Source organism: Bradyrhizobium sp. SZCCHNR1098 (genome assembly GCF_032489375.1).
In the GTDB taxonomy this organism is placed as follows: Bacteria; Pseudomonadota; Alphaproteobacteria; order Rhizobiales; family Xanthobacteraceae; genus Bradyrhizobium.
Genome location: NZ_JAUEXY010000006.1, coordinates 201,421 through 219,868, shown reverse-complemented (window position 1 = coordinate 219,868; position 18,448 = coordinate 201,421). Strand labels below are relative to the sequence as shown.

General features: G+C 65.5%; 21 protein-coding genes and 1 pseudogene. 14 read left to right on the top strand and 8 right to left on the bottom strand.

The window, feature by feature from the left end:
• Positions 1-244 precede the first annotated feature (244 nt).
• Entirely contained in the window at positions 245-979 is a 735-nt protein-coding gene (locus QX135_RS15455) for a metallophosphoesterase family protein (protein ID WP_316234153.1), read from the top strand.
• A 45-nt stretch (positions 980-1,024) separates the two neighbouring features.
• Here the strand turns inward: QX135_RS15455 and QX135_RS15450 are convergent, their stop codons facing one another.
• Positions 1,025-1,165 (bottom strand): hypothetical protein, encoded by a 141-nt coding sequence (locus tag QX135_RS15450; protein WP_315739645.1) that lies wholly within the window; start codon positions 1,163-1,165, stop codon positions 1,025-1,027.
• Positions 1,166-1,359: 194 nt separating this feature from the next.
• Between QX135_RS15450 and QX135_RS15445 the strand changes: the two genes are divergently transcribed.
• From QX135_RS15445 to QX135_RS15425, 5 genes are all read left to right on the top strand, one after another.
• A complete protein-coding gene (locus QX135_RS15445) occupies positions 1,360-3,072 on the top strand; it encodes a jacalin-like lectin (RefSeq protein ID WP_315776902.1) in 1,713 nt (570 codons plus the stop codon).
• A 140-nt stretch (positions 3,073-3,212) separates the two neighbouring features.
• Positions 3,213-3,536, top strand: coding sequence for a metalloregulator ArsR/SmtB family transcription factor (locus tag QX135_RS15440; protein ID WP_315739643.1), 324 nt, complete (start codon positions 3,213-3,215; stop codon positions 3,534-3,536).
• Positions 3,533-3,943, top strand: coding sequence for an SRPBCC domain-containing protein (locus QX135_RS15435; RefSeq protein ID WP_315739641.1), 411 nt, complete (start codon positions 3,533-3,535; stop codon positions 3,941-3,943). Before QX135_RS15440 ends, QX135_RS15435 begins: the two co-directional genes overlap by 4 nt.
• A 36-nt stretch (positions 3,944-3,979) precedes the next feature.
• Positions 3,980-4,201, top strand: coding sequence for a hypothetical protein (locus tag QX135_RS15430; protein WP_315739639.1), 222 nt, complete (start codon positions 3,980-3,982; stop codon positions 4,199-4,201).
• 173 nt (positions 4,202-4,374) lie between these two features.
• On the top strand, positions 4,375-5,010 hold the full coding sequence (locus QX135_RS15425; RefSeq protein ID WP_315739638.1) for a LysE family translocator: 636 nt from the start codon (positions 4,375-4,377) through the stop codon (positions 5,008-5,010).
• A 198-nt stretch (positions 5,011-5,208) separates the two neighbouring features.
• On the opposite strand, the gene QX135_RS15420 is transcribed toward QX135_RS15425, so the two are convergent.
• The 4 genes from QX135_RS15420 to rpiA all read right to left on the bottom strand — a co-directional run bounded on the left by QX135_RS15420 (position 5,209) and on the right by rpiA (position 8,794).
• Positions 5,209-5,967 carry a DUF4336 domain-containing protein gene (locus QX135_RS15420; protein ID WP_316234152.1) on the bottom strand — a complete coding sequence of 253 codons (759 nt, stop codon included), beginning with the start codon at positions 5,965-5,967 and terminating at the stop codon, positions 5,209-5,211.
• A 145-nt stretch (positions 5,968-6,112) separates the two neighbouring features.
• The gene (gor, locus tag QX135_RS15415) at positions 6,113-7,498 is read right to left on the bottom strand and encodes a glutathione-disulfide reductase (protein ID WP_316234151.1); all 1,386 of its coding nucleotides are present in this window, start codon (positions 7,496-7,498) and stop codon (positions 6,113-6,115) included.
• A 33-nt stretch (positions 7,499-7,531) separates the two neighbouring features.
• A complete protein-coding gene (locus QX135_RS15410) occupies positions 7,532-8,053 on the bottom strand; it encodes a DUF2059 domain-containing protein (RefSeq protein WP_315739635.1) in 522 nt (173 codons plus the stop codon).
• 48 nt (positions 8,054-8,101) lie between these two features.
• Positions 8,102-8,794: a ribose-5-phosphate isomerase RpiA gene (gene rpiA / locus QX135_RS15405; protein ID WP_315739723.1), complete on the bottom strand. Its 693-nt coding sequence runs from the start codon at positions 8,792-8,794 to the stop codon at positions 8,102-8,104.
• A gap of 174 nt (positions 8,795-8,968) precedes the next feature.
• Between rpiA and QX135_RS15400 the strand changes: the two genes are divergently transcribed.
• The 7 genes from QX135_RS15400 (at position 8,969) to QX135_RS15370 (ending at position 14,630) form a co-directional block, all read left to right on the top strand.
• Complete coding sequence (locus QX135_RS15400) at positions 8,969-9,655, top strand: HAD family hydrolase (RefSeq protein ID WP_315739634.1); 687 nt, start codon at positions 8,969-8,971, stop codon at positions 9,653-9,655.
• Between the two features lie 266 nt (positions 9,656-9,921).
• Positions 9,922-10,314, top strand: a complete 393-nt coding sequence (locus tag QX135_RS15395; RefSeq protein WP_315739633.1) for a hypothetical protein — start codon at positions 9,922-9,924, stop codon at positions 10,312-10,314.
• Positions 10,315-10,498: 184 nt separating this feature from the next.
• Positions 10,499-11,530 (top strand): GTP 3',8-cyclase MoaA, encoded by a 1,032-nt coding sequence (gene moaA / locus QX135_RS15390; protein ID WP_315739631.1) that lies wholly within the window; start codon positions 10,499-10,501, stop codon positions 11,528-11,530.
• Positions 11,531-11,680: 150 nt separating this feature from the next.
• Positions 11,681-12,313, top strand: coding sequence for a DUF1326 domain-containing protein (locus tag QX135_RS15385; RefSeq protein ID WP_315739630.1), 633 nt, complete (start codon positions 11,681-11,683; stop codon positions 12,311-12,313).
• A 36-nt stretch (positions 12,314-12,349) separates the two neighbouring features.
• On the top strand, positions 12,350-13,171 hold the full coding sequence (locus tag QX135_RS15380; protein ID WP_315739722.1) for a DUF2182 domain-containing protein: 822 nt from the start codon (positions 12,350-12,352) through the stop codon (positions 13,169-13,171).
• 137 nt (positions 13,172-13,308) lie between these two features.
• Positions 13,309-13,989 (top strand): spermidine synthase, encoded by a 681-nt coding sequence (locus QX135_RS15375; RefSeq protein WP_315797628.1) that lies wholly within the window; start codon positions 13,309-13,311, stop codon positions 13,987-13,989.
• A gap of 251 nt (positions 13,990-14,240) precedes the next feature.
• Positions 14,241-14,630 (top strand): nuclear transport factor 2 family protein, encoded by a 390-nt coding sequence (locus QX135_RS15370; protein ID WP_316234150.1) that lies wholly within the window; start codon positions 14,241-14,243, stop codon positions 14,628-14,630.
• Positions 14,631-14,696: 66 nt separating this feature from the next.
• Here the strand turns inward: QX135_RS15370 and QX135_RS15365 are convergent.
• The 3 genes and pseudogenes from QX135_RS15365 to QX135_RS15355 form a co-directional block, all read right to left on the bottom strand.
• A pseudogene (locus tag QX135_RS15365) lies at positions 14,697-15,065 on the bottom strand (transposase); the annotation flags it as partial.
• A gap of 27 nt (positions 15,066-15,092) precedes the next feature.
• Positions 15,093-15,236 (bottom strand): hypothetical protein, encoded by a 144-nt coding sequence (locus QX135_RS15360; protein ID WP_316234149.1) that lies wholly within the window; start codon positions 15,234-15,236, stop codon positions 15,093-15,095.
• A gap of 96 nt (positions 15,237-15,332) precedes the next feature.
• Positions 15,333-15,920 carry a helix-turn-helix domain-containing protein gene (locus QX135_RS15355; RefSeq protein ID WP_316234148.1) on the bottom strand — a complete coding sequence of 196 codons (588 nt, stop codon included), beginning with the start codon at positions 15,918-15,920 and terminating at the stop codon, positions 15,333-15,335.
• Positions 15,921-16,134: 214 nt separating this feature from the next.
• On the opposite strand from QX135_RS15355, the gene QX135_RS15350 reads away from it, so the two are divergent.
• Positions 16,135-18,396 carry a DUF2235 domain-containing protein gene (locus QX135_RS15350; protein ID WP_316234147.1) on the top strand — a complete coding sequence of 754 codons (2,262 nt, stop codon included), beginning with the start codon at positions 16,135-16,137 and terminating at the stop codon, positions 18,394-18,396.
• The last annotated feature ends 52 nt before the right edge of the window (positions 18,397-18,448 follow it).

Below are 18,448 nucleotides of genomic sequence, written 5' to 3'. Positions count from 1 at the left end.
ACGATTTCTGATATTCGTAAAGAGGAATCTTCGTCGGAACGACCGCTTTTGCCGTCGACAGAACCGCGAGCGTAGCGACATCCGGCCTCGGCCCACTGATTGTCGTCCTCATCCGCAGCGTGCTACTGATCGTGCCAAGCGCCGATTTGACCATCAGCTTGCGGGCGCGTCTCAAAGTGCAGCTAAAGCGAACGGTTCATTGCATGGCAACGCCCTGCCCGCCGTTCCCTGAACGGAGGCTCTCATGCGGTTTGCGGCCATCGCCGACATCCACGGAAATTGCGACGCGCTGGCGGCCGTGCTGGCCGACATCGCTTCGCTTGGCATTGATGACGTCGTCAATCTCGGCGACCATCTCAGCGGCCCGCTCGCGCCGATACAGACGGCCGAGATGCTGATGGCACGCGATTTCCCGTCGGTCAGGGGCGATCAGGACCGGCATATGATCGATCGGCATCGTGCCGGAGATTTGTCCCGCGGGGACGTACGTGCGCTCCGGCAGGAGCAAGTCGCGTGGCTGGCGGCACAGCCGGCGACGTTGCTGTATCGCGATGAGGTGTTCCTGTGTCACGCCGCCCCGGACGACGATGCGGCGTTCTGGCTCGAAGGGATCACGGAGGGCGACACACCGCGTCCAAGCAATCTTGCCAGCATCGAAGCGCGGGCCGCCGGCATCGATGCCTCGCTGATTTTGTGCGGGCACAGCCACATTCCGCGCATCGTCCGGCTCGGCGATGGCCGGCTGATCGTCAATCCCGGCAGCGTCGGGCTGCCGGGCTATCGGATCTCCACGCCCAAGCGCTATCACGTGCAGACTGGCACGCCGGACGCCTGCTATGCGATCGCAGAGCGCCGAGATGGATGCTGGTCATTGACGTTTCGCGACGTGCCTTATGACGGCACAGCGATGGCCGCCCTTGCCCGACGCGGCGGCCGGCCGGACTGGGCCAACGCCATCGCGACGGGATGGGTGGAGTGATCGGCCATCACCCGCAATGCTCAGCAAGCAACGACGTCCCTCCCGTCAGACGGCCAGCAGCAGCCCTGACGCCAGCAGAATGCTCAGGATGATCTTCCTGAACAGCGCGTCGTTGATCTCACGGAAGACAAGGACGCCCAGCGAGCCGGAAGAAGCGGGGTTGGTCGGCCTTTCTCCGCTCGTCATCCCGAACCGCCACTATGGCCGCCGACGATCGGAGAGCGCAGGCGAAAGGGCCGTGCGGAAGCGCAGCAACTCCAGCTTGCACCCGCTGTTCCGACACGCCGCGCAGAGAACATGCATCGATCCGTCATCAGGCCGACACGCGACAGATGATATCGCGCGCCCCGTTATCCGGCATCATCGAGGGGATTCGACCAATGACACTTCGCCTATGGGCGGGCGCAATCGCGCTTGGATGCGCCAGTCTGCTCGGCAGCGCGCTACACGCAGCCGACGGAACGTTCAGCACGCTGACCTACAACGTGGCGGAAACGCCGACCGCCTATAACGGCGGCAGCGACGCACATTCGCGCGTGATCAGCTGCTACCTGCGCCAGTTCGGCATCGTCAACGTGCAGGAGGATTTTCTCTGGCACGCCGCGCTCTATGACACCTGCGACAACCATCCGTATCGCACGCCGACCTCGGGCACGGCCGGAATCGGCGACGGCATGAACACGCTCAGCACCTACGCGTTCGACGATCTCGATCGCGTCACCTGGACCAAGCGGGCCGATTCCGACGCGCTGACGCCGAAGGGATTCTCCCTGGTCCGCACCCGCCTCGCCGAGGGCGTCTATCTCGACTTCTACAACCTGCACGCCCAGTCCGGCACGTCCTCCACCGATCTCGCCTATAGCGAGTCCGACGTGGTGCAGATCCTGAGCTACATCGAGGCGAATTCCGCCGGCAATGCCGTCATGGTGATGGGCGACACCAACACGCGCTACACGCGGGCCGGCCAGAACATGTGGGAATTCCTGCATCACGGCTTCAGCGATGCCTGGATCGAGACGATGCGCGGCGGCAGCGTGCCTCCGATCGGCGCTGCATTGGTCTGCGGCGATCCCCAGACGGCACGGCCGGATTGCGAGATCGTCGACAAGGTGCTGTGGCGCAACAACGGCGTCCTCAACCTGCAGGCCACGTCCTATGTCGACCGGCAGGACGCGCTCGATTCGAGCGGCGCGCAGCTCTCCGACCATCACCCGATCGAGGTGAAGTGGAGCTTCTCGACGGCCGCGAACCGCAGGCTGAGCGATCAGTTCGGCGGCCCGCATGGCACGAGCTACAATGATTCATCGGCGCTGCCCGCCGATCCCGCGGTCAGCAAGCTGACCATCCGCACCGGAAGCCGGGTCGACCAGGTCGAACTGACGCTCTCCAACGGCTATGTCTACAGCCATGGCGGCACCGGCGGCACGGCGCAGAGCCTGACGCTCGGCAGCGGCGAATATCTCACCTCGGTCGGTCTGTGCAGCGATCAGTACCAGGGCCATACGCGCATCTTCCGGATTGCGTTCACCACCAGCACGGGCCGCACGCTGGCGGGCGGCGCGACCACCGCGACCTGCACCAGCTACGCCGCGCCGAGCGGCTGGCAGATCACCGGCTTCCATGGCCGGTCCGGTGACGGGATCGACAAGCTCGGCGTCGTCTACGCGCCGGTCTCCAGCGCCGCGCCACCATCGCGCCAGCCGGTCCGCATCGTCAACCGCACGTCCGCGCTGTGCATGGACGTCAATGGCGGCGCGATGGCCGACGGCACGGCCGTGATCCAGTGGTACTGCACCGGCGCCGCCAACCAGACCTGGAGCTACGACGACGCCAGCGGCATGATCCGCAGCATGCAGGATCCGCACTACTGCCTGGACAACAACGGCACCTATGGCGATGGTGCACAACTGATCATCTGGACCTGCACCGGCAACAACAACCAGCGCTTCCGCTATGATGCTGCGACCGGCACGATCGCGCTGCGCAGCTATGCCATCGAGGTCGTCAGCCAGAACGGCACCTCGGTCGGCAACCAGCTGCTGACCACCGCCGCCACGGCGGTGGGATCGCAGCTGTGGACGCTGACGCCCTGATCGCATCGAGCAGGAGCAGTGATCCGGGCGGCCACGCCGTCCGGATCACATCATCAATCTCCCCCCGACAAAGCCTGCGCTTGACATATCCATAACCGAACGGTTATGGGAATATCCATAACCAACGAGTTATGGATTGAATGGCGCGCTCCCCCGACCTCCTGTTCCGGTCCCTCGCCGATCCGACGCGGCGGGCCATCTTCGAAGGCCTGTGCCGGCATGGCGAGCAGACCGTCGGGGCGCTGACGGCCAAGGCCGGCGTATCGCAGCCGGCGGTGTCGAAGCATCTCGGCCTGCTCAAGCAGGCGGGCCTCGTGCGGGAGCGTCACGAAGGCCGCCAGACGCATTACCGTGCGCAACCGAAGGCGCTGGCGCCGCTGCTCGACTGGACCAGCCGGATGGCTGCGTTCTGGGAGAGCCGGTTCGACGAACTCGACACTCTGCTCAACAGGATGGATCAATGAGCTCACCTGCGCCAGAAACCCGCACCGTCGTCGTCGAGCGCGAATTCGCGCATCCGCCCGAAAAACTCTGGCGCGCGCTGACGCAGCCGCATCTGATCGCGGAGTGGCTGATGACCAACGACTTTGCGCCGTCGGTCGATCATCGCTTCAAGCTGAAGGCCGACTGGGGCGTCGTCGACTGCCAGGTCGTGACCATCGAGCCGCACAAGACGTTGTCCTACACCTGGGCGGCGGCTGGCCTCGACAGCATCGTGACCTGGACGCTGACGCCGACCGCCTTGGGCACGCACCTGCGCATGGAGCAGACCGGCTTCGCAGCCGACCAGACCCGCGCCTATCAGGGCGCACGCTATGGCTGGCCGAAATTCTTCGATGCGCTCGAACAGAGCGTCGCGCGCCTCGGCTGAGGCGTGCGCATCACGACGTCATCAGGGGAGAAGCACTTGAACTGGAACAACACCGTCCGGCAGGTCCATCGCTGGGTATCGATCGCCTTCACGGTCGCCGTCATCGTCAACATCGCCGCGATGACGCAGACGCAAGCCCCGCTGTGGGTCGGCCTGCTGGCGCTGATTCCGCTCATCGTGCTGCTCGGCACGGGGCTGTATCTGTTCGCGCTGCCCTACGTCGCGACGAAGTTGACCGCCTCGCGGGTGGAGCGCTGAACGGGCAATCGCGCCCAGCGGCGTTTTCCGGGAGGGAGTCAAGCCTCTTGGCGATCCGGCAGGTCGAGCGTGCGTCAGCGAAGACGATCGCTGGCCGCCTCCAAGGAACGTCTTGCGTTCGCGGCCGAACCGCCCCCTACTGGCGCGTCTTCCGCCAACGAGGCCATTCTGACGTGAACGCTCTTACGCTCTTCAGCTTCGCCATCGTCGCCTTCATCGGGATCGCGACCCCCGGTCCGACGGTGCTGCTGGCCCTCACCAACGGCTCGCGTGTCGGTGTACGCCGCGCCTGGGCCGGCATCGCCGGCGCGGTGGCTTCGGACTTCATCCTCATCGGCGCCGTCGCGGTCGGCCTGGGCGCGCTGCTGGCCGCTTCCGAATTCTGGTTCTCGGTCGTGAAGTGGATCGGCGTGGCCTACCTCGCCTATCTCGGGCTCATGCTGCTGCGGTCCAGCGGGTCGATCGACCTTGCGGCGTCCGCAGACGGCAAGGACGGGTCACGACAGCCGCACGCGCTGTTTCTGAAAAGCTTCCTCGTCGCGATCACCAATCCAAAGGGCTATCTGTTCTTCTCGGCATTCCTGCCGCAGTTCGTGGTGCCGTCCGCGCCGCAGCTGCCGCAATATCTCACGCTGGCCCTCACCTTCGCGATGCTCGATGTCCTGATCATGCTCGCCTACGCGAGCGCGGGCTCGCAAGCGATGCGTTTCCTCAAGCGCTCCGGTGCCCTCTGGCTCGATCGCATCTGCGGCGGCGCGCTGCTGAGCCTTGCCGGCGCCCTTGCGCTTTACCGGCGAGCCGGCCCCTGACCCGGCCGCGCGTCGCGGTCGTCCACGTACTCCGCCGCCTGCCGCACGTGGCGCTCGGTCACCGTGCGCATCGTCACCAGCTCCTCCGCGGCCGAGGGATGCCTGGCGCCAACCTCAATCGCACGAGCTTATACGTCCGTCGCGGGACGAGAAAAGCACGGCATCACGAAGGCCGGTCTCGTGAGGCCAGCCGGCGGTTCAAGGCCGAAGCAACCAGCAGAATGCCTCGCGCAGGATCTCGGTGCCGTCAGTCCGGTGCCAGGCGCCATGGGCGATCACGATCCGCTCGGGGTGCCATGCCAGCATGGTCTCGACCGCGGCCCGCAACTCGGGTCGGTGCCGCCAGGTAAATGTCAGCCGGAGATCGCGCGGCAGGCCGCCATGCGGCGGACCGACGCCCCCGATCCAGCTCAGGTAGCGCGCCAAGCCGGCACCGATCTTGGCCGGCTCGAAATTCTCCATCAGATCGGTCAGGATCAGCGTGCGCGAAGGGCGATGGAAGAACACGACCTCCGTCATATAGCTGCCGACGACGGGCAAGGTCGCGATCTCATCATCCCAGGGATAGCCACCGCTGCGATCCAGCGGCCTGCCCTCGAATTCGATGCGGCCCTTCGCCTTCGCGCGAATGCCCGGCGCCAGATAGATCGCCGCGTCGGGAAAGGCCGCCTGCCAGTCGGGGATCCACCAATAGTGGATGCGATTCGGACCGATGATGTCGCGGACGCGGCCTTCCCGGTCGATCTCGGCCCGCAGTGCCGGCGTCAACGGCGTGGGCGAGTGGATGAACAGATCTCCGGAGGCGCATCGCACCACGGTCATGCGGGTGGGAAACGGAAATTTCAGCCCGGGAATGCCGAAGCGGATCACGGGCCCGTCGACGATCCAGATGTTCTCGGCAACGGGCTTCAGGGTGTTCAGCGGCGGATAGGTCGCAAGGCAATCATCTTGGGACATGCTGGTCGCTCTCCAACCGCTGAGCGGTTCCAACGGCAGCAAGCCCGATCGGCCACGGTGTGGACCGTCGTCAGACCGTGAGCACCGGCCCACCGCAGTCGCTACGGGCGCCGGCCGCGCACGAGCCCCAAAAGCAGTTGGCGCCCTACTCCGCCGCCTGCCGCATGTGGCGCTCGGTCACCGTGCGCATCGTCACCAGCTCCTCGGCGGCGGAGGGATGCAACGCGATAGTGGCGTCGAAATCGGCCTTGGTCGCCTTCATCTTGATGGCAATCGCCACGGCCTGGGTGATTTCGGCGGCCATGTCGCCGACGATGTGGCAGCCAAGCACGCGATCGCTGGCGCCGTCGACGACGAGCTTCATCAGCACGCGGGTGTCGCGGCCGGACATCGTCGCCTTGATCGGGCGGAAGTTCGTCTTGTAGATGTCGACGCGGTCGTACAGCTCGCGCGCCTGCGTCTCGGTGAGACCGACGGTGCCCACTTCAGGCTGGCAGAACACGGCAGTCGGAATGTCCGCGTGATCAACGCGAACGGTCTTGCCGCCAAACACGGTGTCGGCGAAGGCGTGGCCCTCACGGATCGCGACCGGCGTCAGGTTGAAGCGATGGGTGACGTCGCCGATCGCGTAGATGCTCGGCACCGAACTCTGCGAGAACGCATCCACCGCAATGCCGCCGTTCCTCGGATTGATGGCGACGCCGGCCTTCTCCAGGCCGAGATTGGCCACGGCCGGATGGCGGCCGATCGCGAACATCACCTTGTCGGAGGCGATGCTGGAGCCGTTCGACAGATGCGTGGTGTAGTCCTGGCCGTGCTTGTCGACGCTCGTCACCGTGCAGCCGGTCAGGATGGTGATGCCTTCCTTCTCCATCTCGGAGCGGACGTGGCGGCGAACGTCCTCGTCGAAGCCGCGCAGGATGTTGTCGCCGCGATAGACGACGGTCACGTCGGCGCCGAAATTGGCGAAGATGCAGGCGAATTCGAGTGCGATGTAGCCGCCGCCCTGGATCACGATGCGGCGCGGCAGCTCGTCGAGATGAAACGCCTCGTTGGAGGAGATGACGTGCTCGATGCCGGGAATCGGCGTGCCGTGGTTGGGCGCGCCGCCTGTCGCGATGAGAATGTACTTGGCGCGGATGGTCTCGCCGGTCGTCAGCCGCACGGTGTGGGCGTCCTCGAGCACCGCGCGGGTCTTGACGATCTTGGCGCCAGACTTCTCGACGTTGCTGGTGTAGGCCGCCTCGAGCCGCACGATCTCCTTGTCCTTGTTCCTGATCAGCGTCGGCCAGTCGAAGGTCGCGGTCGGGATCGTCCAGCCGAAGCCGGCGGCATCGGCGATTTCCTGGCGGACATGCGAGCCGATCACGAACAGCTTCTTGGGCACGCAGCCGCGGATCACGCAGGTGCCGCCCATGCGGTATTCTTCGGCGACCATCACGCGGGCGCCATAGCCGGCGGCGATACGGGCGGCGCGTACGCCCCCCGAGCCGCCACCGATCACGAACAGGTCGACGTCGAATTCAGCCATCTCTCCCCCGACCTGGCCTTTCGGCCGCAAGCCTCAGATCGGCTTGTTGCGCTTGCGCATCTCGGCGCGGAACTGCGCGGTGACGGTGTCGGAAAACTCCGCCGCCCACAGGTTCATCGCCTGCATGCTCATCTGGATCGCCTTCGGCTCCGCCGCAAGCAGCTTCTGGCCGATGGCTGACTTGTAGAAGGCGACGAGGTTGGCGATCTCCTGGTCGGAGAACTCGTTGCAGTAGATCTGCGCCATCTTCTCGCCGATCTCCTTCTCCTTGCCGGCATAGGTCTGCGCGACCGAGACGGCGACCTCGTCGAGGTCTTTCTGGTAGTTGAGATTGGACTGCAGCAGCGCCTGCTTGGTCTGCTGCACGATGCCCGGGACGGCATTGGCGTACATCGCAGCCGCGTTCTTCATCCCCAGAATCTCGCGCGCGCCGGCCATGCAGGCGGGCGAGGCCGGCTTCAGCGCCGGTGCCTGCCCCTGCGCCGCAACCGGGCTTGCCGAGGCCAAGGCCAGTACGATTCCGGCGGCCGGCAAGATTCTGAACACGCTCTTCATTCCAAGTCTCCTGTGAGTTGCCGCCCTGAGCACAGCCTCGTGCCGCGCTCAGGGCCGCTGGATAACGCGAATTCCCTGTGCGCCTGCCAGGATCGCCGTGCTGCCGAGGCCGATGAACAGCCCATGCTCGACCACGCCCGGAATTGCGCTCAAAAGACCCGCCAGGCGCGGGGGATCCACGATCTCCCCAAGGCGGACGTCGATAATCCAGTGGCCGCCATCGGTGACGAAAACGTGGCCGTCTGCGGACTTGCGCAGGCTCATCGGCCCGGACACGCCGGCCGTGGCGAAGGCGTCACTCATCTCGCGCTGGGTCGCGGCGAGGCCGAACGGAACCACCTCGACCGGCAGCGGGTAGCGGCCGAGCTGCGCCACCCATTTGCTGTCGTCGGCGATCACGATCATGCGATCCGAGGCGCTGGCGACGATCTTCTCGCGCAGCAGCGCGCCGCCGCCGCCCTTGATCAGGTCGAGCGCCGGATTGATCTCGTCGGCGCCGTCGATGGTGATGTCGAGCCGGTCGATCTCATCGAGCGTGGTCAGCGGCACGCCGCACGCTTGCGCCTGCGCCCTTGTCGCCTCCGAGGTCGGCACGCCCACGATCTTGAGGCCGGCGCGCACCTTTTCCCCGAGCAGATCGACGAAATGCTTGGCCGTCGAGCCGGTGCCGAGACCGAGCTTCATGCCGCTCTCGACCTCCTCCAGCGCACGCGCCGCCGCCTGCCGCTTCAATGCATCCATGTCGACCAAGGAACCCGCCCTTCACACCCCGAGACCCCCACGGACGGGGGCCGAAAGCCGGCGCATATCTAGCGATGTTTTGACGCGGGGCCTAGCTCTCGCCGGCCACGAAATCGGACAAAAAGCCATTGCGGGCCTCTTGCAAGGACATGAGCCGGCCGCTAGCGGATACCGATGCCCATCTCCAGCACCATCGTCTTCGATCTCGACGGCACCCTGGTCGACACGGCGCCGGATCTCATCAGCGCGCTCAACCACATCCTGCAGCGCGAGGGTCTGCGGCCGATGCCGCTGGCCTCGGCCCGCAAGATGATCGGCCACGGCGCCCGCAAGCTGATCGAGCGCGGGCTGGAGGCGGAGGGTCGCCTGGCCAGCACCGATGACATCGGCCGCCTCACCACCGATTTCATCGATTTCTACGCCGACAACATCGCGGTCGAATCGCGTCCCTTCGAGGGGCTGGAGTCGGCGCTGGACGACCTCGCCGCGCGCGGCTGCCAGTTCGCGGTGTGCACCAACAAGCTGGAATGGCTGTCGAAGCGGTTGCTCGACCAGCTCGGCCTGTCCTCCCGCTTCGCCGCGATCTGCGGTGCCGACACGTTCGGGGTCGCCAAGCCGGATCCGGCGATCCTGCGCCAGACCATCGCGCAGGCCGGCGGTGAGATCGGGGCAGCGATCATGGTCGGCGATGCCGGCACCGACGTCGGCGCCGCGCGCCGCGCCGGCGTGCCGGTGATCGGCTGCACCTTCGGCTATACCGACGTACCGATCGCGGAGCTCAATCCGGACCACCTGATCGACCACATGCGCGAGCTGCCGGCGGCCGTCACGGCCCTCAGCCCATCGCTCAGGATCGCCTGAGCGGACTTGCGATTCCACTGCCGCATCGCACCCTAACCCACTGCCCTGTCGACCTGAATCCGCACCTTGCGGTGCATTAACGTTCTGTTGAGAATAGGGTTGACCGCAGTTGCGCCGCTGTTCTGACGCTCCTATGGTCGCCCTGGGATTGCGGCCGATGGCCGCAGGGTTGTGGGGCGGACATCATGATGCGGCGTGTCATCGCAATTGCGGTTGCGGGAGCCGGCTTGGCCGGGTGCTCATCCTTCTCCATGGACAGCTTCAAGATGGCAGCGCCCGAGGTGCCGGTGCAGCTCGACTCGGTGCCGCCGGGCGCCGACGCCAAGACCTCGCTCGGACCGGGCTGCAAGACGCCATGCTCGGTCTCGGTGCCGGCGCCCGATGCCGGCTTCAGCGTCACCTTCACGATGGACAGGTACCAGCCCGCGACCATCCCGGTGCAGGTGATCCGCAACACCGGGGATTTCAACAGCTCGCCGCCCGTCGTGATGGACCCGAGCCCGGTGGTCGCCGAGCTGCAGCCGATGCCGGGTACGCCGCCGAAGGCCGTCAAGCACATGCGGCCGAAGAAGCCGAAGCCGCAGAAATCAGCCGCCGCGCCGGCGGCGCCCGCGACCACCGGTTCAGCCTTCCCCGCCCCCGCACCGGGACGCCAGTAGCGGACCATCGTCCCGCGCGCCACCTGCCAGGGCGAAGCTGCATTGCAGCATCGACGGATCCACGTCGATGATTGTGAGGCGCGCCGATCATGATTAGATTGTCGTGAGATCGACATCCGGCCGCGCTTGCGCGGCCGCCGCGTGGCATCGCCGCCACCTGGGCCGCCACCAGCCAAGGCTTTTCATGACCGCAGAGACGTTGAGTGACACCGCCCTGACGCGCCCGATGACCGACCCGTTCGGTCGCCGCATCAGCTATCTGCGCGTCTCGGTGACCGACCGCTGCGACCTGCGCTGCTTCTACTGCATGTCCGAGGACATGACCTTCCTGCCGAAGGCCGACCTGCTGACGCTTGAGGAGCTCGACCGGCTGTGCTCGGCGTTCATCCATAAGGGCGTCAAGAAGCTCCGGCTCACCGGCGGTGAGCCGCTGGTCCGGCGCAACGTGATGGGCTTGGTCCGCTCGCTGTCGCGGCATCTGAAGAGCGGCGCGCTCAACGAGCTGACGATGACGACCAACGCGACGCAGCTCGCCAAATATGCCGCCGAGCTCGCCGATTGCGGCGTCCGCCGCATCAACGTCTCGCTCGACACGCTCGATCCTGACAAGTTCCGCGCCATCACCCGCTGGGGCGATCTCGACCGTGTGCTGGCCGGCATCGAGGCGGCGCGCGCCGCAGGTCTCGCCGTGAAGATCAACGCGGTCGCGCTGAAGAACATGAACGAGGACGAGATCCCCTCGCTGATCGACTGGGCGCACGGCAAGGGCATGGCGCTGACCTTGATCGAGGTGATGCCGATGGGCGAGATCGGCGAAGGCCGCATCGACCAGTATCTGCCGCTGTCGCTGCTGCGCGCGCGCCTGGCGCAGACCTACACCACGACCGATCTCGACGAGACCACCGGGGGCCCTGCCCGCTACGTCCGCGTCGCCGAGACCGGCGGCACAATCGGCTTCATCACGCCGATGACGCATAATTTCTGCGAGAGCTGCAACCGCGTGCGCGTCACCTGCACCGGCACCCTGCACACCTGCCTTGGCCACGAGGACGCCTCCGACCTGCGCAAGCCGCTGCGTGCCTCGGCCAGCGACGAGGAGCTCAGCGCCGCGATCGACCGCGCCATCGGCCTCAAGCCGAAGGGCCATGACTTCATCATCGACCGCCGCCACAACCGTCCGAGCGTCAGCCGGCACATGAGCGTGACGGGCGGGTAATCGGCGTCCATAACCATCGGGCCCTGCGATCAATCGCAGTCGGAACCTCATCGTTTCTGGGCTTGCGGCACGTCCCCATGCGGCGTAGCTTTCAGCTGCAGATCGCGCATTCGAAAGCAATTTGTCGGTTCGGCCTAGCGGGAGACAGCGATGGCAGACCCAGTCGCATGGCACCTGTCCGGTGACTATTTCGAGAATTGCAGTTGCAGCCTGCTGTGTCCGTGCCTCATGTCGGCCGCCCCTCCCCTGACCGCGCAACCGACCGAGGGGTTCTGCAACGTACCATTGCTGTTCCACATCGAAACCGGCCGCTATGGCGACGTCGCGCTCGATGGCCTCAACGCGGCGGTGATGCTCCATGCGCCCGGCGTGATGGCGGAGGGAGACTGGTCGATCGCCGCCTATATCGATCAGCGCGCCGACGACCAGCAGACCGAGGCGATGGCCGCGATCTTCACCGGCGCCGCGGGCGGCCCGATGGCTGCGTTCACGCCGCTGATCAGTACCAATCTCGGCGTGCGCAAGGTCGCCATCACCTTCCGGATCGACGGCAAGACGCGGTCCGCCGACATCGCCGACATTCTGCACATGTCCGTCGATCCGCTGCCGACCATGCATCCGAGCGGTGAGATGTGGGTGAATATCGGCCATCCCGTCAGCCCCGACCGGATGGCGCTGGCCGTCGGCGCTGCGGGCAACACCTACAACGATCACGGCATGCGCTGGGACAATTCCGGCAAGAACGGCCTGTACGCGTCGATCAGTTGGTCCAACCAGGCCTGATGCGACGTGCGGCAAGGCCGCCAACCCACCTTGCAGATGACGGGCAGCGCCCTGGAAGCCGTGCTGCGGCGTGATCGCTGGATCGTGGGCGGCGCGATCGCGATCATGGTCGCCCTGGCATGGGCCTACGTGCTCTGGCTCGCCAACGACATGGACATGGGCGGCATGGACATGACCGGCTTTCGCATGATCCCGGCCGGCATCGGAATCATGTTGCCGGCCAGCGAGCCCTGGCACGCGATCGAATTCGCCTATGTGTTCCTGATGTGGGCGGTGATGATGGTCGGGATGATGGCGCCTTCGGCCGCGCCCATGGTCCTGATGTACGCCCGTGTGGGTCGACACGGTCGCGCGCGGGGCCAGCCGTTCGCGGCGACCGGCTGGTTTGCGGCCGGCTATCTGCTCGCCTGGAGCGGCTTTTCGCTGCTGGCGACCTGCCTGCAATGGTTTGTGGAGCGGACTGCGCTGCTGGATTCGCGGATGGCGATCGACAACCATCTGCTCGGCGCCATCGTGCTGATCGCGGCAGGCGTTTATCAGTGGACGCCGCTGAAGAGCGCCTGCCTTGCCCAATGCCAGTCGCCGCTAATGTTCCTGATGCGCCACGGCGGCTTTCGCGGCGACCTGCAGGGCTGCCTGCTGCTGGGCCTTCGACACGGCGGCTATTGCGTCGGCTGCTGCTGGGCTCTGATGGCGCTGCTGTTCGTCGGCGGGGTGATGAGCGTGATGTGGATTGCCATTCTGACCCTGCTCGTGCTGTTTGAGAAACTGACTCCGGTCGGACGGTGGATCGCGCGCGCGGCCGGCATTGCTTGCAGTGCCGCGGGCGCCTGGATGCTGGTGTCCCCACCGCAATGACGCGCAACGACGCGATGCAGGTCGTCGCGAGAGTGGCGACTGCCCCTTGGCACGGGATGCGGGCAACATGGTAAGCAGGCTCCAGCGTGGCGACTCTGTCGCCTGGAATGCCGCAACCGAATTAACGCGAGACGCCCGTGATTCCCTGGAAGCTGATCGACACCGCAGACGTGCCCGGCGGCGGTGAGCCGCTGCGGCTGATGCAGCGTGGCAAGGAGTTCTCGATCAAGCTCGGTTCGAACGAGCTGATGAACAGCCGGCTGCACGGATCCGAAGAGGCGTTGGCGACCCTGAGCTGCGCCCGCATCAAGGCCGAGCCCGCTCCACGGCTGTTGATCGGGGGCCTCGGCATGGGCTTCACGTTGCGGGCGGCACTGAAAGTGTTGGGTCCGCAGGCCCGCGTCACCGTCGCCGAGCTGGTGCCGGCAGTGATCGCCTGGGCGCGCGGGCCGATGGCCGAATTGTCCGGCGCCAGCCTTGCCGATCCGCGCGTCGACATCCGCGAGGCCGACGTCGTGAAGCTGATCGCCGCCGCACGCGGCGCCTATGATGCGATCCTGCTCGACGTCGACAACGGCCCGCAGGGACTGACACGGCAATCCAACGACGCGCTCTACGATCCCACCGGCCTGCGCACCGCGTTCGCCGCCTTGCGTCCCGGCGGCGTGCTGGCGGTGTGGTCGTCACATCCCGACGACCGTTTCGCCCCGCGCCTGCGCAAGGCCGGCTTCGCGGCCGAGGAGATCAACATCCGCGCCACCGGCCGCGGTGGCGGCGGCGCCCGCCACGTGATCTGGATTGCCACCCGTCCAGCGTGACAGCGTCGTTGCCGCGCGTAGCTCAGCGCGGTGCTACTGGCCCGGAGAACTCTCTCCAGCGACTGGGTCACCTCGCTCACATCTCCCGTTCGGATCGGAGTGGTGACACATCGGCCATCGTCCTATGATGCGTCAGCCTCTGCGAAGCCTGCGGATGCCCGCATCCACGCGCGAAAGCCTCGAGGATGCTCCATTCTCCGGCATGCAGCCTGTAGCTCTGCAACGAGAGCGCAGCTGAATGGGAGATTGCCATGGATGACCGCGCCACGCGCGCTGCCCTGCAGCACCATTGGGATGCATCGGACGCAAATGATTTTGAGGCCGAGCACGCCATCTATCGCGACGATACCGTGCTGGATTATCCGCAATCGGGCGAGCGGATCCACGGCCGGCGCAACATTCAGGAAAGCCGCTTCGTGCAGCCCAACCACAAGCGCTTCACAGTGCGGCGGATCCTGGGCAGCGGCGATCTTTGGGTGACCGAACTGGTCCTGACCTATGATGGCGCCCCCTCCTACGTGGTGAGCATCATGGAGTTCCGCGACGGCGGAGTGGCGCACGAGACGCAATATTTCAGTGATCCCTTCGACGCAGCGCCCTCGCGCGCGCATCTCGTCGAGCACGCCGGCGTATTTCGGTGACAGTGTTGGACTGCACCCCTTAAGTGAGACACGATAATTTCTGTGACAGTGGGGTTGCCACGACGACTATCGTGCCTTGTTTTGCGCGAACGCGGCTTCGAACTCAATAGGCGATCGATAGCCGAGCGCCGAGTGCAGGCGCTCCTTGTTGTAGACATCCGCAATGAAGCTATCGATCCGGCGGCGAGCGTCTCTTATGTCGGAGAACGCCTTGCCGTTGACCTCCTCGGCCTTGAGCGTCTTCATGAAGCTCTCAGCCTTGGCGTTGTCGAAGGGGTTGCCCGGCCTGCTCATGCTGATCGTGATGTCGCGATCCGCTAATATTTGGCGATAGGCGATTGACGCGTATTGCACGCCGCGGTCGGAATGGTGGATTAGGCTGCTGCGTTGCGGCTTGCGGGCCTCGATGGCCTTGTTCAATGCCGCAATCGCGAGCGAGGCATCGAGCGTGTTCTCGAAGGCCTAGCCAACCGCCTTGCGCGAGAAGGCGTCGAGGATGACCGCGAGGTAGGCGAAGGTCGTGGCGAGATGGACGTAGGTGATGTCTGCGACCCCGATCTGATCGGGAGCGGACGGCACCAGGCCGCGCACGAGATTGGGCACCACGACAATGTCCCTTGGTCGCTCTGCAGGCGGCTTCAGGGCGCCTTGCGCTGTGCGAGAAGATTGTCCTCGCGCACGAGCCTGAGCACCTTCTTGGCATTAACGACCATGCCGGTAGCCGTAGAACGGATGCTTCAGGCAAATGCGTTGGATCTGGTCGCGTAGCTCGCAGTCGGCGGTCTCACGACTGCGTTTGTTGAGATGCCGGTAGTAGGTCGCGCGTGGCAGGCCGGCCAGACCGCAGAGCCGTTGCACGTCGGCGTGGAACTCCGTTGCCTCCGATGTCATGGCTTGGATGACTTCGATGATGCGGGTGCGGGTCTGCCTTGCGCTGCCGGCCGCTCCAATGCGCGCAAGGCTTGCCGAAAAAAAATCGAGATCCATCTGCTGACGGCCGACAAGCCGTTCGAGTTCGGCGATGCGAGCATTTGCGCGCGTCAGCGCAGACCGCTTGTCGTCATAGGTTGCCGTAGCTTTGAGCTTCCGGGGGCCGGGCTTCGGCCCTCGCTTGCGGTTCAATCCCTCGGGTCCTTGCGCCTTCCAGGCCTTGATCCAGTCATGCAGGATCTTGCGAGATATCCCAAGCTCGCGAGCCACAGGCAGAACGCCTTCGCCTCGCTCGACGCGCTTGATCGCCTTCAGTTTGTAAGCCGTCGGAAACTGACGGTTCTTCCCTCTTGCTGCCACAGGTCATCCTCGAAATGCCTGTCACAGAAATTATCGTGTCTCACTTAAGGGGGGCAGTCCAGTGCACTTTTTACCCGCCCGCCGCGTCGCTCCAGCGGCGCACCCGCGCCTCCCGCCACGCAGCAGAAGGCGCCATACCATCTCAGGTTGATTTCTCCCCCGCGCGGTTTACGCTTCCGCTCCTCGGCTCTGAATGTCGAGCGGGGTCCTTTGCATGGCGAGTCCCAAGATCATCATCCTGTCCGACGGGACCGGCAACGCCGCCTCGAGCGTGTGGCGAACCAACGTCTGGCGCATGTTCCAGGCGCTCGACCTGCAGGGCAATGCCCAGGCGGCCAAGTATGATGACGGCGTCGGCACATCGTCGTTCGTTCCGCTCGCCCTGCTCGGCGGCGCGTTCGGCTTCGGTCTCAAGCGCAACATCCTGGATGCCTATAAGTTCGTCTGCCGCAACTACGACCACGCGGACGGCTCGAAGATCTATTTGTTCGGCTTCAGCCGCGGCGCCTTCACCGTCCGGGTGCTCGCCGCGCTGATGCTCGATCAGGGGCTGATCGTTGCCGACACCGAGGCTGAGCTGCACGACGGCGCCGTGAAGGCCTATCGCGCCTATCGCGCCAAGGGATACCATTCGATCTGGCGGATCGAGGTGCTGTTCCGCTGGCTTCGCGACAAAATGCTGGTGCCGGTGATCGACCGCATCATGGGCCGCAAATCGCTCGACCTCATCGTGCGAAAAAGCCTCCCGGCGATCGAGTTCATCGGGCTGTGGGACACCGTCGCGGCCTATGGACTTCCGATCGACGAGATGACGCGGGGCATCTCCAACTGGGTGTGGCCGCTCGAGCTCCCCAACCGCGTGCTCAGTCCGCGGGTGACATGCGCGCGCCACGCACTCGCGCTCGACGACGAGAGGACGACCTTCCATCCGGTGCTCTGGACCGAGGCGGGTGAGACCAAGCCGCAGGATGCCAAAACGATCGATGACGAAAGACTGGTGCAGGTCTGGTTCGTCGGCATGCACGCCAATGTCGGCGGCGGCTATCCGGACGATTCCCTCTCCTACGTCCCCCTGACCTGGCTCGTGGACGAGGCCGTCAAACGCGGCTTGGTCTTCAAGACCGCGCCCGAGGCCGATCCGGATGCGATCAAGTCGATCGTCACGTCACAGGACAAGGACGGCCGACTCTACAACTCGCGCTCCGGGCTCGGCTCCTATTATCGATACGGCCCGCGCAAGGTGTCGGAGCTGTGCAACGACCCGGCGGCGGGCGTCCAGGTGTCGATGCCGAAGATTCACGAAAGCGTCTTCGACCGCATCGACAGCGGCTGCAATGCCTATGCGCCCATCGGCTTGCCGGACACCTACGTCATCGTCCGCTACGACGGCACGCTGGCGCCTCTCGGGCCGACCACGTTCGAAACGCCGGCCGGAGCGGCCGCCCGGTTCGCGGCCCAGGAAAAGCTGTGGAATCTGGTGTGGTTCAGACGTCTCGCTTATTTCGCGACGCTGGCGGCCTCCCTCCACCTCGCGGCCTTCTGGCTGTTCCACGACCTCGATCGCACGCACGAATACGACTCGCGCATCAGGATGGTCTCCGAGGCGGTCCGGCTGGTCGAATCGTTCCTGCCGACATCGCTGCACTGGTGGACGGACTGGTATGCCGCCAATCCCGAATGGTTCGCCGGCGGGATCATCATCCTCGTCGCGCTGATTGCGGCCGGGACATTCCTCAGCGACCGCATCAGCGACCTGATGCGCGTGATCTGGCGCGAACGAGCAGCGCCCCCGATGCTGTCCGGCCCGATGCATCAAGCCATCTACGCCCTCCGGACCAATCGCGCCTATCAGTTCGCCATCAGGAACGGCAAGCGGCATGTCGGCCCGTTGCTGCTCGCGCTCGGCACCGTCTGGCTCGCGGCCACGCTGATCAGCCATGTCCTGTTCAACGCCGCGGACTCGATGGGCGCCTTCTGCCATGGCACCCCTGCCCACGAGCTCGTCGCGGTCGACAAAGGCATTCCGCAGGATGCCAGGGATTTCTCGACCGATGCGGTTTGCGCTCCCACCGGGTTGAGAGTCCGTCCCGGCTTCTCCTACGAGATCGTCGTCACCATGACCGACCCGTGGGAGGACGCCGGGCATCCGGTCACGCCCGCCGGCTATCGCACCTCGACGGTCCGGGGCTACGCCCGCGGGACGTTCTACGCAGGCATCCTGCTGCGCCGCGTTCTCTTCCGGCCCTGGTATCGGCTGATCGCCAGGGTCGGCGAGACGGGAGTCGACGAATATTTCCTCGACCCCGTTCCCGCCCCCAACACGACGCCTCAGGCCTACAAGGCGAGGTTCAAGGCCGAGCGCGGCGGTGAGCTGTTCCTCTATGTCAACGACGCGGTGATCGGGCTGCCCTGGGTGTACGATGCATTCTATCCGAACAACACCGGCAAGGCGAAGGTGACCGTCAGGCTGCTCTGAATCGCTACCGCCGCCAGTGCGCCGGCTCGTCGATATCGCGACGTCCGTCGAT

Bases quoted from the DNA above. Each gene is read 5' to 3' on its own strand.
- QX135_RS15400 (WP_315739634.1), top strand. From the start codon at position 8,969: ATGCCCATCTCCAGCACCATCGTCTTCGATCTCGACGGCACCCTGGTC.
- QX135_RS15395 (WP_315739633.1), top strand. From the start codon at position 9,922: ATGGCAGCGCCCGAGGTGCCGGTGCAGCTCGACTCGGTGCCGCCGGGC.
- moaA (WP_315739631.1), top strand. From the start codon at position 10,499: ATGACCGCAGAGACGTTGAGTGACACCGCCCTGACGCGCCCGATGACC.
- QX135_RS15410 (WP_315739635.1), bottom strand. From the start codon at position 8,053: ATGAAGAGCGTGTTCAGAATCTTGCCGGCCGCCGGAATCGTACTGGCC.
- gor (WP_316234151.1), bottom strand. From the start codon at position 7,498: ATGGCTGAATTCGACGTCGACCTGTTCGTGATCGGTGGCGGCTCGGGG.
- QX135_RS15445 (WP_315776902.1), top strand. From the start codon at position 1,360: ATGACACTTCGCCTATGGGCGGGCGCAATCGCGCTTGGATGCGCCAGT.
- QX135_RS15420 (WP_316234152.1), bottom strand. From the start codon at position 5,967: ATGTCCCAAGATGATTGCCTTGCGACCTATCCGCCGCTGAACACCCTG.
- QX135_RS15455 (WP_316234153.1), top strand. From the start codon at position 245: ATGCGGTTTGCGGCCATCGCCGACATCCACGGAAATTGCGACGCGCTG.
- QX135_RS15435 (WP_315739641.1), top strand. From the start codon at position 3,533: ATGAGCTCACCTGCGCCAGAAACCCGCACCGTCGTCGTCGAGCGCGAA.
- QX135_RS15380 (WP_315739722.1), top strand. From the start codon at position 12,350: ATGACGGGCAGCGCCCTGGAAGCCGTGCTGCGGCGTGATCGCTGGATC.
- QX135_RS15350 (WP_316234147.1), top strand. From the start codon at position 16,135: ATGGCGAGTCCCAAGATCATCATCCTGTCCGACGGGACCGGCAACGCC.
- QX135_RS15440 (WP_315739643.1), top strand. From the start codon at position 3,213: ATGGCGCGCTCCCCCGACCTCCTGTTCCGGTCCCTCGCCGATCCGACG.
- QX135_RS15450 (WP_315739645.1), bottom strand. From the start codon at position 1,165: ATGACGAGCGGAGAAAGGCCGACCAACCCCGCTTCTTCCGGCTCGCTG.
- rpiA (WP_315739723.1), bottom strand. From the start codon at position 8,794: ATGGATGCATTGAAGCGGCAGGCGGCGGCGCGTGCGCTGGAGGAGGTC.
- QX135_RS15370 (WP_316234150.1), top strand. From the start codon at position 14,241: ATGGATGACCGCGCCACGCGCGCTGCCCTGCAGCACCATTGGGATGCA.
- QX135_RS15385 (WP_315739630.1), top strand. From the start codon at position 11,681: ATGGCAGACCCAGTCGCATGGCACCTGTCCGGTGACTATTTCGAGAAT.